12 protein-coding genes are annotated in these 13432 nt (G+C 69.5%); 10 read left to right on the forward strand and 2 right to left on the reverse strand.

What is annotated here, in order from left to right; translation table 11 throughout:
- Window positions 1–183: 183 nt before the first annotated feature.
- The 4 genes from AOZ06_RS11200 to AOZ06_RS11215 are packed head-to-tail and all read left to right on the forward strand — an operon-like array spanning window position 184 to window position 4581.
- The gene (locus tag AOZ06_RS11200; protein WP_054289379.1) at window positions 184–1251 is read left to right on the forward strand and encodes a hypothetical protein; all 1068 of its coding nucleotides are present in this window, start codon (window positions 184–186) and stop codon (window positions 1249–1251) included.
- Window positions 1248–2405 (forward strand): toxic anion resistance protein, encoded by a 1158-nt coding sequence (locus AOZ06_RS11205; RefSeq protein WP_054289380.1) that lies wholly within the window; start codon window positions 1248–1250, stop codon window positions 2403–2405. Before AOZ06_RS11200 ends, AOZ06_RS11205 begins: the two co-directional genes overlap by 4 nt.
- Window positions 2402–3994, forward strand: a complete 1593-nt coding sequence (locus tag AOZ06_RS11210; RefSeq protein WP_054289381.1) for a substrate-binding domain-containing protein — start codon at window positions 2402–2404, stop codon at window positions 3992–3994. The genes AOZ06_RS11205 and AOZ06_RS11210 overlap by 4 nt, the downstream gene beginning before the upstream one ends.
- Window positions 3991–4581, forward strand: a complete 591-nt coding sequence (locus AOZ06_RS11215) for a hypothetical protein (RefSeq protein WP_054289382.1) — start codon at window positions 3991–3993, stop codon at window positions 4579–4581. The genes AOZ06_RS11210 and AOZ06_RS11215 overlap by 4 nt, the downstream gene beginning before the upstream one ends.
- Here AOZ06_RS11215 and AOZ06_RS11220 read toward each other — a convergent pair.
- Complete coding sequence (locus tag AOZ06_RS11220; RefSeq protein ID WP_054289383.1) at window positions 4563–5465, reverse strand: LysR family transcriptional regulator; 903 nt, start codon at window positions 5463–5465, stop codon at window positions 4563–4565. The genes AOZ06_RS11215 and AOZ06_RS11220 overlap by 19 nt on opposite strands.
- 62 nt (window positions 5466–5527) lie before the next feature.
- Here AOZ06_RS11220 and AOZ06_RS11225 point away from each other — a divergent pair, with 62 nt between their 5' ends.
- The gene (locus AOZ06_RS11225) at window positions 5528–6040 is read left to right on the forward strand and encodes a nuclear transport factor 2 family protein (protein ID WP_054289384.1); all 513 of its coding nucleotides are present in this window, start codon (window positions 5528–5530) and stop codon (window positions 6038–6040) included.
- On the forward strand, window positions 6037–6861 hold the full coding sequence (locus AOZ06_RS11230) for an SDR family NAD(P)-dependent oxidoreductase (protein ID WP_054289385.1): 825 nt from the start codon (window positions 6037–6039) through the stop codon (window positions 6859–6861). The genes AOZ06_RS11225 and AOZ06_RS11230 overlap by 4 nt, the downstream gene beginning before the upstream one ends.
- A 4-nt stretch (window positions 6862–6865) precedes the next feature.
- On the opposite strand, the gene AOZ06_RS11235 is transcribed toward AOZ06_RS11230, so the two are convergent.
- Window positions 6866–7642 carry an alpha/beta fold hydrolase gene (locus AOZ06_RS11235; protein WP_054289386.1) on the reverse strand — a complete coding sequence of 259 codons (777 nt, stop codon included), beginning with the start codon at window positions 7640–7642 and terminating at the stop codon, window positions 6866–6868.
- A gap of 78 nt (window positions 7643–7720) precedes the next feature.
- Between AOZ06_RS11235 and AOZ06_RS11240 the strand changes: the two genes are divergently transcribed.
- The 4 genes from AOZ06_RS11240 to ettA all read left to right on the forward strand — a co-directional run bounded on the left by AOZ06_RS11240 (window position 7721) and on the right by ettA (window position 13427).
- Entirely contained in the window at window positions 7721–8917 is a 1197-nt protein-coding gene (locus AOZ06_RS11240) for an MFS transporter (protein WP_054289387.1), read from the forward strand.
- A 16-nt stretch (window positions 8918–8933) separates the two neighbouring features.
- Window positions 8934–10946, forward strand: a complete 2013-nt coding sequence (locus tag AOZ06_RS11245) for a bifunctional copper resistance protein CopD/cytochrome c oxidase assembly protein (protein ID WP_236952179.1) — start codon at window positions 8934–8936, stop codon at window positions 10944–10946.
- 327 nt (window positions 10947–11273) lie between these two features.
- Window positions 11274–11675: a single-stranded DNA-binding protein gene (locus AOZ06_RS11250; RefSeq protein ID WP_054289388.1), complete on the forward strand. Its 402-nt coding sequence runs from the start codon at window positions 11274–11276 to the stop codon at window positions 11673–11675.
- A gap of 75 nt (window positions 11676–11750) precedes the next feature.
- Entirely contained in the window at window positions 11751–13427 is a 1677-nt protein-coding gene (ettA, locus tag AOZ06_RS11255) for an energy-dependent translational throttle protein EttA (protein ID WP_054289389.1), read from the forward strand.
- Window positions 13428–13432 lie beyond the last annotated feature (5 nt).

Raw genomic sequence — 13432 nt, forward strand, 5'->3', positions numbered from 1 at the left:
ATGACGGGAATCCCGATTCCGTGCCCCGGTGGGAATCCGGAATTCCGCTCTCCCGCTTCGTGGTCGTACACCGGTCGTTCATCAACAGTTCACCGCCAGCTGTCCGGCCCGCGCGTCAAAAGAGTCGAAGAACCCGGATGATCCGGGATGGATGGTCCAGGCCTTGAGGGGAGGCGACCGCGCGTGAAGCGGCGGTTGTCGATCGTGCTCGCTGTGGTGCTGCTTGTCGCGGTCGTCGTGGTGATAGTGCTTGACCAGCAAGGGGAAGGTGAACCGGATGCGCGTGTCGTCCGTGGGGTGATCGGCTCGGAGAAACTCGCCTTCTTCCACGACCGGCGCGTGGCCGACGTGTTCGCCAAGCACGGGCTGCGGGTCGAGGTGGACTCCGCCGGGTCACGGCAGATCGCCACGAGCGTCGACCTGAGCCGCTACGAGTTCGTGTTCCCGTCCAGTTCGCCGGCGGCGCAACGGATCCAGCGGGACCGCAAGATCACCGCCGGGTACACGCCGTTCTCGTCACCGATGGCGGTGGCGACGTTCGAGCCGATCGTCGCCCTGCTCACGGCCAACGGCGTGGCCCGCAACGGGCAGCTGGACGTGGCCAAGTACCTCGACCTGGCCAAGGCCGGGACGCGCTGGGACCAGCTGCCCGGCAACACCACGTTCCCCGCGCGCAAGAACCTCCTGGTCACCACCACGGACCCGCGTGACTCCAACTCCGCGTCGATGTACCTGGCGATCGTGTCGTTCGTCGCGAACGGCAACAGCGTTGTCAGCACGGAAGAAGCGCGCACCCGGCTGTTACCCCAGCTGACGAAGCTGTTCCTGGACCAGGGGTACACGCAGAACAGCACCGAGGGCCCGTTCGAGGACTACCTGGCGGCGGGCATGGGCAAGACCCCGCTGGCGCTGATCTACGAGTCGCAGTTCCTCGACCGGCAGATCCGCGGCGACGGCGCGATCCGCCCGGACATGCGGATGCTGTACACCGCGCCGACAGTGTTCTCCAAGCACACGCTGGTCCCGTTGTCCGGCAACGGCGACAAAGTCGGCCAGCTGCTGGCCACCGACCCGGAGCTGGTGCGGCTCGCCGCGACGTTCGGGTTCCGTCCCAACGACTCGCGTGTGCTCGGCCAGGTGCTGACCGGGAAAGGCGTCGCCGCGCCACCGGAGCTGGTGGACATCATCGAACCGCCGTCCTACGAGGCGCTGGAGCGGATGCTCGACGCGATCGGCAGGCAGTACCGGTGACCGATCTCGTGCTGACCCCACCGGATCCGGTCGAGCCGATCCCGCCCGCCCGGGCCGCCGGGATGATCGCCCTCAGCGACGACGCCGTCGCCGAGGCGAACGGCAAAGCCGCGCGGTTCGCCGAACGCCTCGCCGCGGCGGACCCGCGTTCCCCCGGCTTCGGCGCGGTGCTCGACGAGTTGCTCACGGTCGGCTCAGCGGACATGCGGGTCGCCGCGGGCATCGCCAGCGCGTTGCTGGACCGTTCGGCCAAGGCGCTCGAGGGCGCGCGAGGTGAGCGATCCTCGCCGCAGCAGGAGATCGCGCTGAGCCTCGCGGAGTTGCGCAAGACCGTACGCGGTCTCGACCCGGCCAAGCTGCCCGTGACCAGTCGCAAGATCTTCAAACTGATCCCGGTCGCGGGTGAGGCCCGCAGACTGTGGGCCCGCTACCAGGCCGCCCGTGAACCGGTGAACGCCCTGGTCGTGCACTTGCGGATGCGCCAGGACCTGCTGCACCGCGACAACTCCGCCATCAAGGGCGAACGCGAACGGTTGTGGCAGAACATGACCAAACTGTCCGAGGCGGCGGCGTTCGCGGCCGCGGTGGACGAAGCGATCGACCGGCAGGCAGGTGTGCTCGACCTCGCCGACCCCGCGCTGGCGACGGCGTTACGCGCCGACGTGCTGCACCCGATCCGCGAACGCCACCAGGACCTGCTGACCCAGCTGGCGGTCTGCGCGCAGGGCTACCTCGCGTTGGACCTGCTGCGCCGCAACAACGACCAGCTGATCAGGGGAGTGGAACGCGCGGTCGCCACGACCGTGTCCGCGTTGCGGATCGCGCTGGTCATCAGCGGCGCCCTCGCGCACCAACGCGACGTGCACGAGGAGATCGACGCGTTGCGGGCCACGACCGAGGGCCTGATCCAGACGAACGCGGAGCTGCTGACGTCGCAGGCCGCCGACATCCGCCGCGCCGGCAGCGACCCGGCCGTGGGCGTGCGCACGATCCAGGCCTCCTTCGAGGAGATCTTCCGTGCCATGGACGCGATCGACGAGTTCAAGGCCAGTGCCGTGCACAACATGGCCGTCACCGTGGACGCGTTGTCGGCCGAGCTTCGCCGCGCCGAGGACCACCTCCGCCGGTCCAACTCCGCTGAGAGGGCGGGATGAGGAAACTTCTAGCGATAGGGCTGCTGCTCGCGCTCGCCGGATGCGACTCGGCCACCCCGGACCCCGCGCGTCCGCTCGGCCCGCCGCAACCGGGCGTGCTGCGGGTGCTCGCGGGCAGCGAACTCGCCGACATGCAACCGATCCTCGACGAAGCCGCGAAAGCAACCGGGGTGCAGGTCAACATGACCTTCAGCGGCACGATCGAAGGCGCGGAGACGCTGGCGCGCGGCGAGGCCGGCGGCAAGTTCGACGCCGTCTGGTTCTCCTCCAACCGCTACCTGCAGACCCAGCCGGACGCGGGCAAACGCCTCGGCAACCAGGTGAAGATCATGAACTCGCCGGTCGTGCTCGGCCTGGCGGCCGACACGGTCCGCAAGCTGGGCTGGGACGGCAAGCGGGTCACGTGGTCGCAGATCGCGCAAGCCGCGGGCGCCAAGGCTTTCACCTACGGCATGACCGACCCGTCCGCGTCCAACTCCGGCTTCTCCGCCCTGGTCGGTGTGGCCTCCGCCCTGGCGGGGACGGGCGCCGCCGTGACCGCGGGCCAGATCGCCCCGATCACACCGGACCTGACCAGGTTCTTCAGCGCCCAGGCGTTGTCAGCCGGGTCGTCCGGCTGGTTGTCGGAGGCCTATCAGCGCCGTGCCACCGGAGCCGACGCGGGCGAGAAAGTCGACGGGCTGGTCAACTACGAGTCGGTGCTGCTGTCGATGAACGCCGAAGGCAAACTGCCGCAACCGTTGTCGCTGGTCTACCCCAGCGACGGCGTGATCAGCGCCGACTACCCGTTCACGCTGCTGTCCGACGCGGCCGACGACGCCCGCTCGGCGCACCAGCGGCTGACCGACCACCTGCGCACCCCGGACGTGCAGCGCAGGATCATGGACCAGACCCGCAGGCGCCCCGCGATCCCCGGCGTCGAACTGAGCGGCCAGTTCACCCAGCGCGACCTGGTGGAGTTGCCGTTCCCGGCCGGTGCCGACGCGGTCGACGCGCTGCTGTCGGCGTACTTCAACAAGATCCGCCGCCCGTCGCGCACCTTGTACGTGCTGGACACGTCCGGTTCGATGCAGGGCGACCGGATCGAGGCGCTGCGGTCCGCGCTCATCGCGTTGACCGGCGCGGACGGCAGCCTGCTCGGCAAGTACCGCGGGTTCCGCGGCCGTGAAGAGCTCACGCTGCTGCCGTTCTCCGGTGCCCCGGCGGCACCGGTCACGTTCCTCGTGCCGGACACCGACCCGCAGCCGGAACTCGACAGGATCAAAGCCTTCGCCGGTGCGCTCAAAGCCACCGGCGGCACGGCCATCTACGACAGCCTCACCCGCGGCTACCAGCTGCTGGGCCGGCCGGACCCGGCGAAGTTCACCTCGATCGTGCTGATGACCGACGGGCAGAACACCAACGGATCCCCGTACGCGTCCTTCCAGGCCGCGGGTCGCGACGCGAAGATCCCGGTGTTCACCGTGCTGTTCGGCGAAAGCAGCCAGGACGAGATGAACAAGGTCGCCGCGCTGACCGGCGGCAAGGTGTTCGACGCGCGCAGCACCCCGCTGGCCAAGGTGTTCCAGGAGATCCGCGGCTACCAATGACCAAGTACCTCGGGTCGGCCAAGAACCTCGCCGGGTCCGCCGCGGGCCTCGTGGGGGTGCTGCTGTACCTCCTCGGTGTCGTCGGCGGGTACTGGCCGGTCGTCGTGATCGGCCTGTACGCGGTGGGTGCGCTGCTCGCGCCGCCGGAACGGGTCCGGCTCGTGCCCGGGGACGCGTTCACCGAGATCGAGCAGCTGCGCACCGACCTGGCCACGATCTCGTCCACAGTGGAGCGGCACGGCGACCGGATGCCGGGCCCCGCGGCGGACTTCGTCGCCAGGATCACCGCGGTGCTCACCGGCATGCTCGACCGGCCCCAGGCACTGCGGGCGGACCCGGACCTGCTGCACAGCGTGATCCGGCTGGCGCGGGTGGACGTGCCGCTGTCGATCGAGTCGTACCTGAACGTGCCGTGGTGGCTGGCACGCAAGGAACGCGGCGCGGCCGACGAACTGCTGGCCCAGCTGGACCTGCTGGAAGCCGAGTCGCACCGGATCGCCGAACGGTTCTACCGCGACGACATCACCCAGCAGGCCGACCACACGCGATACCTGCGGCACCGCGCCGATCAGTCCGGCGACGGCTGACTCGTCAACGCGGCGACGATGTCGGCGAACTGCGCGGCCAGCGACCCGGCCGAGTCCTCGGGCCAGGCCAACGCGATCCGCAACGGTTCCACGTCGACCAACGGCCGCCAGGTCAGGTCCGGGTGCGAGTAGTAGGAGGACATCGACTCGGGCCCGATGCACACCCCGGACGCCGCCGTGGCGACGTGCTCGAGCATCTCCTCGACGTTGTCGTTCTCCTTGCCCCACACGGCCGCCGAACCGTCCGGCCGTGGGTTGACCGCCCACCAGTCCACCCACTCGGCCGGGGCGACCCGCGTCCACATCAGCGGCTCGTCCCGCAGATCCTCGATGCTGATTTCCTCCTGACGGGCAAGGGGATGCGACACCCGCATCGCGACCCACCGCTGTTCAGTCGCCACAACCCGCGAACGCAACCCGGTCAGGTCCGCCGGCAACCAGACGAACGCGATGTCCGCCAGCCCGTCACGCAACGCCTGCGCCTCACCGCCCCAGTCGAACCGTTTCGGCGCGATCGTCGCGTCCGGGTGCCGTTCGGTGAACAGCGCGCGTGCTTGCCGGGCCAGTGTGCCGCCGCCCGTGGCCACGAAACCGACCCGCACCACGTTGCTCTCCGCGGCGGCGGCAGTACGCACCAGGCGCAGCGTGTGCTGCCAGTCCGACAGTTGCGTGCGTGCCGCGCCGAGCAACGCCTCACCCGCGCTGGTCAGCGTGATCGTGGAGTTGGCTCGCACGAACAGATCCGTGCCCAGCCGGGTCTCCAGCTGCTTGATCTGACGGCTCAACGACGGCTGGGCGACGTACAACCGGCTGGCCGCCTCGGTGAAGCTCAAGCACTCCGCGACCGCCACGAAGTAACGCAGCACACGGGTGTCGACGTCCATACCTGAAACGTATGGGCACAGGTATTGGACCGCTGTGAGGTCACGCTGGTTGCGTTGGCGTCATGGAGAAACGGTTATCCCGGGCCACTGTGGTCCGTGCCGGAGCGGCGGGCCTGGCCGCGACCGTCCTGGCCGCACCGGCGGCATCGGCCACCGGTGGCGAACACCCCAACGTCGCACTGATCCGCCGCTACTACCAGGTGTACGGGTCCGGAGACCTCACGGCGCTCCGGCAGTTCTTCGCCCCCGGCATCCGGTGGACCATCCCCGGTCACCACCCGCTCGCGGGCACCAAGAACGGCCCGGACGAGGTTCTCGCGTTCTTCGCGCAGCTGGCGAAATCCGGGTTCCGCGCGGAGATCCTGTTCCTGGCGGCCGACGGCGACTGGGTGGTCGACATGCACCGCGGGTGGAGCACAACCCCCACCGGGTTGGACATCACGTGGACGCTGGCGTACCGGATCCGCGGGCGCCAGATCGTCGAGGCGGTCAACTTCGCGGCCGACCAGCACGCCGCCGACGCGTTCTTCTGGCGGCAGTACCCGCTCGCCCCGATCCCCAGGAGGCTGGCGTGAACCGGCGGCAGATGCTGGCCGCCACCGGCGCGCTCGGCCTCGCGGCCGTGCCGGGCGTCGCGGAGGCCTCGTCGGGCAAGGTCGTGCTGATCACCGGTGCCACGTCAGGCATCGGCGAGGCCACGGCCCGCGCGTTCGCCGCCGCGGGCGCGCGGGTGTTCTTCTGCGGGCGCCGGCAGCACCTCGGCGAGCAGGTCGCCGCGAGCATCCGCTCCGCCGGTGGCGAGGCGACGTTCCGGCGTGCCGACGTCCGCGAGGAACCGCAGGTCCGTGACCTGGTGGACGCGTGCGTCCGCCGCTACGGGCGGCTGGACATCGCGGTCAACAACGCGGGAATCGAAAGCCCGCGCGCGGTCCGGTCGCACGAACAGTCCCTCGCGGACATGGAAGCGGTCTGGCGGACCAACGTGGCCGGGGTGTTCCTGGGCATGAAGTACGAGATCCCGCGGATGCTCGCGCAAGGCGGCGGCGCGATCGTGAACACCGCGTCGATCTCCGCCGAGGTCGGGTTCGCCACCATCGCGCCGTACAACTCCAGCAAGCACGCCGTCGCCTCCCTGACCAAGGTCGCGGCGATGGAGTACGCCGCGAGCAACATCCGGGTCAACGCGTTCGCACCCGGAGCGGTGGACACACCGATGCTGCGCCGGGCGGCCGAGGCGTTCGGCATGACCTACGAGCAGATCGCCCAGGACTACCCCATCAAGCGGATCGTCCGGGCCGAGGAGATGGCCGCTGTGGTGATGTTCCTCGCCTCACCGGCCGCGAGCGCCGTCGTGGGCACCGACCTGGACGCCTCCGGCGGGTTCCTGACCGGCTGACGCCTCAGCCGACCAGGAACCGGATGATGTCCGGGTAGAAGCTCTTGTCCCGCAACACACCCATGTGCCCGCGGCCGGCGTACAGCTTCAGCCGCGCGTCCGGGATGCGCCGCGCGGTCTCGGCGGCCACGTCCTGCGGGTACAGCAAGTCGTTCTCGCCGGCGATGAGCAACGTCGGCGCCGCGACGTCCTCGCACTTGAGGTCGTAGCCGTCCTCGGCGTCCAGCAAGGCGATCATGCCGTCGGGGTCCTCGGGGGCGCCTGACAACCGCATGATCCGCGTCAGGGCACCCTGCGCCCACTGGTTCTCGGTCAGTCCGGGGACCAGCGCCGCCATCGCGTCGCGGTACTCGCCCCGCGCCAGCAGGTCACGGCATTCCCGCTGCACCTGCGCGCCCAACGGGCCCAGCCGCGCCGCGGTGGCGCACGCGACGACCTTCTTGACGGCGTCGTGGTGGTCGGCCGCGGCCTGCAACGCGATCGACCCGCTGGTCGAGATGCCCATCACGTCGACCGGTTCACGGAACTTGTGGCGGATCGCGCCGACCAGGTCCGCCGCGAGCTCCGCCATCGTCGCACCCGCCCTGAGGCCGGGCCGTCTGCCGACGGAGTAGATCGTGCGGCCCCTGGCGAGCCGGTCCATCTGCCGGGTCTCCGCCCAGCGGCTGCGGCCGTCGGGGTTGCCCGCCTGCGGCACCAGGCCCCTGACGAACACCAGGGGCGGGCCTTGTCCGTATGCCAGCGCGGGGATGCCGCCGTGCAACGTCAGTTCTCGGATCATCGCTCCCCGATTCTGCCGGATCGCGAACCCCCTTGGCGGTCTGAAGCGCTTCATCCGATCATCCCAAGGAGGACCGCCGTGCGCGCCGCCATCACCGCCGTGCTGGGGATCTTCGCCCTCAACGGCGTGGTCTTCGGGTCATGGGCGCCGCGCGTGCCCGCACTGGCCGCCCAGATCGGCGCGCAGGAAGGATCACTCGGGCTGTCGCTGCTCGGCGCCAGCATCGGCATGATCGCCTCGGCCCTGCTGACCGGTGCGCTCTGCGCCCGTTTCGGTGCCCGCGTCATGGTCGTGATCAGCGCCATCGGCGGTTGTGCCGTACTGCCCGTGCTCGGTATGACCCGCACGCCCCTGCAACTCGGGTTGGTGCTGTTCATGCTCGGTGTCACGGTCGGCTCGCTCGACGTCGCGATGAACATCGCCGCCGTCACCGCGATCCGCCAATCCGGCCGCGCGATGATGCCCGTTTTCCACGCCGCCTTCAGCATCGGCGGGCTCGTCGGCTCGCTCGGCGCCGCGGGTGCCGCCTCACTCGGGCTCAACCCGTTGCGGCACTTGGCGATCGCGGCCGTGTTCGGCGCGGTGATGGCCGTGGTGTTCGCGCGCCGGATCCCCGTGGAGGACCTCACCGCGCGGACCACCGACCCCGGTCCGAAGAAGTCCGTGGTCACACGGCCGGTGCTGTGGCTGCTCGGGTTCATCGCCCTCTGCTCGTCGGTCGCCGAAGGCGCCAGCGTGGACTGGTCGGCGTTCTTCGGCGTGCACCAGCGCGGCATCGGCGAGGCCGCGGCGGCCCTCATCTACGCCGGGTTCTCGGTCTGCATGGCCATCGCCCGGCTGCTGGGCGAACGCGTGGAGAACCGCTGGGGCTCGCAGCGGATGCTCATCGGCGGGTCGACCATCGGCGCGCTCGGCCTGCTCGTCGCCGTGCTCGTTCCCGTGCCCGCGTTCACGTACATCGGCTTCGCCCTGGCCGGGCTGGGCCTGGCGTACGGGTTCCCGATCGCGCTGGAGATGGCCGGTGCGGCCGGGCGCCGGGCCGACGGCGGCGGCGGCGAACGGGAACTCGGGTTCGTCACGACCATCGCCTACAGCGGTTTCCTGCTCGGACCGCCGATGATCGGCGGCATCGCGCATGTCACGTCGCTGCCCGTCGCGCTGGGCGTGGCCGCGCTGATCGCGTGGGCCATGGCGCCGCTGACGCTGCTGGCCAGCCGGGCACGGCGACGCGAGCGGCAAACCCACCAACAGGCCGTCGAGAGCGTGACCAGCTGACGACTACCCTCAGGTTGTGACCTCCACCGACTCACCTGTGCAGGCGGCCGGCACGAAGCGGGCACGTGCTCGAATCGGCCCATTGCTGGTGGTGGGCGGTGTGCTCGCGATTCTCGTCGCGGCCGCCCTGTTCGCGCTCGTCAGCAACCGCTACGTCATCGGCGTCGCCAACCCGGGCGCGTTCACCGCGTACGGGATGATCACGCTGCGCGTCGTCGCGGAGATCAGCAGCGTGCTGGTGATCGGGTCGCTGATGTTCGCCGCGTTCATGGTGCCGCCACAGACATCCGGTGTGCTCGCCGCGGACGGCTACGCGGCCGTGCGCACCGCCAACTGGGCGGCGATCGTCTGGTGCGCCAGCGCGCTGCTGTCGATCCCGTTCACGACCGCGGACACCTTCGGCCGCCCGGTGTCGCAGTTGTTCGACATCCAGGCCCTCGTCGACCTCGCGCCCAACTCCGAACCGACGAACACGTGGCTGATCACAGCCGCCATCGCGTTCCTCCTCGCGGTCGGCACGAGGCTCGTGCTCACCTGGGGCTGGACCGCCGTGCTGTTCCTGGTCTCCGTGTTCGGCCTGTTGCCGCTGGGCGTGAGCGGGCACTCCTCCAGCGGCGGCCAGCACGACCTGGCCACCAACAGCCTGATCCTGCACCTGGTCGCCGCGGCGCTGTGGGTCGGTGGCCTGGTCGCCCTGCTCGCCCACGGCAGGCGCAAGGGCGATCACCTCGCGCTGGCCGCGAGCCGGTTCTCCAAGGTCGCGCTGTGCTGCTGGATCGTGATGGCGGCCTCCGGCGTGATCAACGCGCTGGTGCGGCTGCCGTTGGCGGACTTGTTCAGCACCAACTACGGCCTGCTGGTCGTCGCCAAGACCGTCGCGCTGCTCGCACTCGGTGTCTTCGGGTACTTCCAGCGCGAACGCGGCGTCGCGGCGCTCGTGGCGGGCGGAACCGGGCGCGCGCTGGTCAAACTGGCCGCGTTCGAAGTGCTGGTCATGATGCTGACCATCGGGATCGCCGCCGCACTGGGCCGCACCCCGCCGCCGCAGCAGTCGGTGACCCAGCCGAGTTCGGTCGAACTGCGCATCGGGTACACCCTCGACGGTGCGCCGACGTTCCTGAAGATGCTGATCGACTGGCGGTTCGACCTGATCTACGGCTCGCTGGCGATCGCGATGGCCGTGCTCTACCTGCTCGGTGTCCGCAGGCTGCGCGCCCGCGGCGACGCGTGGCCGGTCGGCCGGACCGTGGCGTGGCTCTTCGGCTGCGCGACGATCCTGCTCGCGACGTCGTCGGGAATCGGCCGGTACTCGCCGTCGATGTTCAGCATCCACATGATCAGCCACATGATGCTGAACATGCTCGCGCCGATCCTGCTGGTGCTCGGCGGAGCGGTGACGCTGGCATTGCGCGCGCTGCCCGCCGCGGGCAAGGACAACCCGCCGGGGCCGCGTGAGTGGATCGTGGCGTTCGTGCACTCACCCGCGGCCAAGGTGCTGACGCACCCGGTCGTGGCGCTCGTGCTGTTCGTCGGGTCCTACTACGTGCTGTACTTCTCCGGCCTGTTCGACAGCGCGCTCGACCTGCACTGGGCACACCTGGCGATGAACGCCCACTTCCTGCTGGCCGGCTACGTCTTCTACTGGCCGGTGATCGGCATCGACCCGGCGCCCCGCAAGCTGCCACCGGTCGGCAGACTGGCGATGGTCTTCGCCTCGATGCCGTTCCACGCCTTCTTCGGCGTGGTCCTGATGAGCATGCAGCAGATCATCGGCGACCGGTTCTACCGCTCGCTGGCCCTGCCGTGGGCAGGCGACCTGCTGTCGGACCAACGGCTCGGCGGCGGCATCGCGTGGGCCGCGGGCGAGGTCCCGCTGCTGGTCGTGGTGGTCGCCCTGCTCGTGCAGTGGGCGCGCCAGGACGAGAAGGAAGCCCGCCGCCGCGACCGCAGGGCGGACGCGGACGGAGAAGCGGAACTGGCGGCCTACAACGCGATGCTCGACAAGATGAACGGCAGGAAAGCCGACTAGTGGCCCGTCTCGAAACGTAGACAAGCCTTCTCGACGGCCCAGCTTCCCGCTGGCCGCGCCGCGGAAAGGCACTGGTACAACCCGGTACAAGCCCCTTCCTGCGGCACGCCCAGGGGAAACCTGGAACCGCCGAACAAGACCAGCGACGTTCCGAGACGAGCCACTAGCACACCCCACCGACACCTCGGGCATCCCCGAAGCCCCGGACGACCGACTTGTCCACAGTCGGCGCTTGTCCACAGCCACGGCGGCCGGACCCTGCCGCGCCCTGGCCGCCCACCGGCAAGCTGGCAGCAGCCCCAGAAGCCGTGGACAAGGAGAAATCCGATGGCGTGGAACGAAACCAAGGTCACCATGGTCGGACGCGTCTGCTCGGACGTGACGGCCAAACTCACCACCGACGGCACCGTGCTGACCCTCTTCAGCCTGGTCAGCACCGAGCGCAGGTGGGACAAGGACAACGAGGTGTGGGTGAACGGGCGCGACCTGTTCATGCGCGTCAGCTGTTTCCGCAAACTGGCCGAGACGGTCGCGGAGACGTTCGTCAAAGGAGACCCGATCGTGGTGACCGGCCGGATCCACACCGCCAAGTGGATCGGCAAGGACGGCATGCCGCGGTCGGAAATCCAGATGGAGGCGGCTGCCGTGGGCCCCGACCTCAACCTTTGCCGGGTCACCATGCTCCGTGGGGAACGCTCCGGCCTGCCCGTCGAGGCGGTCGCGGCATGACCCCCGCCGTCACTCCAGCACCAATCTCGGCAGTCACGGTAATCGGCGTGTACCGACCGCTCTACGATCGTCGGCATGGCGGAGTTCATCTACACCATGAGGAAGGTGCGCAAGGCGCACGGGGACAAGGTCATCCTGGAGGACGCGAGCATCTCGTTCTACCCGGGTGCCAAGATCGGCGTCGTCGGTCCGAACGGGGCAGGCAAGTCGACCGTCCTGCGGATCATGGCGGGGCTGGACCAGCCGAACAACGGGGACGCGATCCTGTCGCCCGGCTTCTCGGTCGGCATGCTGCAGCAGGAGCCCCCGCTCAACGAGGACAAGACGGTCCTTGGCAACGTGCAGGAGGGCCTCGGCGAGGTCAAGGTCCAGCTCGACCGGTTCAACGAGATCGCCGAGCTGATGGCGACGGACTACTCCGACGAGCTGATGGAGGAGATGGGCAAGCTGCAGGAGGCACTGGACCACGCGGACGCGTGGGACCTGGACTCCCAGCTGGAGCAGGCGATGGACGCGCTGCGCTGCCCACCTCCGGACGCCGACGTGAAGGTGCTCTCCGGTGGCGAGCGGCGCCGGGTGGCGCTGTGCAAGCTGCTGCTGTCCAAGCCCGACCTGCTGCTGCTCGACGAGCCCACGAACCACTTGGACGCCGAGAGCGTGCTCTGGCTGGAGCAGCACCTCTCGTCCTACCCGGGCGCGATCCTGGCCGTGACCCACGACCGGTACTTCCTGGACAACGTGGCCGAGTGGATCCTGGAGCTGGACCGCGGCCGGACCCACCCCTACGAGGGCAACTACTCCACGTACCTGGAGAAGAAGGCGGAGCGGCTCGCGGTCCAGGGCAAGAAGGACCAGAAGCTGCAGAAGCGCCTCAAGGAGGAGCTGGCCTGGGTCCGCTCCAACGCCAAGGCGCGGCAGACCAAGTCCAAGGCCCGCCTCGAGCGCTACGAGGAGATGGCCGCGGAGGCGGAGAAGACCCGCAAGCTCGACTTCGAGGAGATCCAGATCCCGCCGGGCCCGCGACTGGGCAACGTCGTGGTCCAGGTCAACGACCTGAGGAAGGGCTTCGGCGACCGCACCCTGATCGAAGGGCTCACGTTCGACCTGCCGCGCAACGGCATCGTCGGCGTGATCGGCCCCAACGGCGTCGGCAAGACCACGTTGTTCAAGACCATCGTCGGCCTGGAGAAGGCGGACGCCGGCTCGGTCAAGATCGGCGAGACTGTCCTGCTGTCCTACGTGGACCAGAACCGCGGTGGCATCGACCCGGCCAAGAACGTGTGGGAGGTCGTGTCGGAGGGGCTGGACTACATCAAGGTCGGCCAGGTCGAGATGCCGTCCCGCGCGTACGTCAGCGCGTTCGGCTTCAAGGGCGCGGACCAGCAGAAGCCGGCGGGTGTGCTGTCCGGTGGCGAGCGCAACCGGCTCAACCTCGCGCTGACCCTCAAGCAGGGCGGCAACCTGATCCTGCTCGACGAGCCGACGAACGACCTGGACGTCGAGACCCTCGGTTCGCTGGAGAACGCGCTGGAGCAGTTCCCCGGCTGCGCCGTGGTCATCTCCCACGACCGGTGGTTCCTCGACCGCGTGGCCACCCACATCCTGGCGTGGGAGGGCACCGACGAGAACCCGAGCAAGTGGTTCTGGTTCGAGGGCAACTTCGAGGGCTACGAGAAGAACAAGGTCGACCGGCTCGGCGCGGAGGCGGCACGGCCACACCGGGTCACGTACCGCAAGCTGACCCGGGACTAGGCGGC

This window comes from Kibdelosporangium phytohabitans, assembly GCF_001302585.1.
GTDB classification, from domain to species: Bacteria; Actinomycetota; Actinomycetes; order Mycobacteriales; family Pseudonocardiaceae; genus Kibdelosporangium; species Kibdelosporangium phytohabitans.

What these genes read in the sequence shown, in the direction of transcription:
- AOZ06_RS11215 (WP_054289382.1), top strand. Translation starts at nt 3,991, where the DNA reads ATGACCAAGTACCTCGGGTCGGCCAAGAACCTCGCCGGGTCCGCCGCG.
- AOZ06_RS11210 (WP_054289381.1), top strand. Translation starts at nt 2,402, where the DNA reads ATGAGGAAACTTCTAGCGATAGGGCTGCTGCTCGCGCTCGCCGGATGC.
- AOZ06_RS11225 (WP_054289384.1), top strand. Translation starts at nt 5,528, where the DNA reads ATGGAGAAACGGTTATCCCGGGCCACTGTGGTCCGTGCCGGAGCGGCG.
- AOZ06_RS11235 (WP_054289386.1), bottom strand. Translation starts at nt 7,642, where the DNA reads ATGATCCGAGAACTGACGTTGCACGGCGGCATCCCCGCGCTGGCATAC.
- ettA (WP_054289389.1), top strand. Translation starts at nt 11,751, where the DNA reads ATGGCGGAGTTCATCTACACCATGAGGAAGGTGCGCAAGGCGCACGGG.
- AOZ06_RS11220 (WP_054289383.1), bottom strand. Translation starts at nt 5,465, where the DNA reads ATGGACGTCGACACCCGTGTGCTGCGTTACTTCGTGGCGGTCGCGGAG.
- AOZ06_RS11250 (WP_054289388.1), top strand. Translation starts at nt 11,274, where the DNA reads ATGGCGTGGAACGAAACCAAGGTCACCATGGTCGGACGCGTCTGCTCG.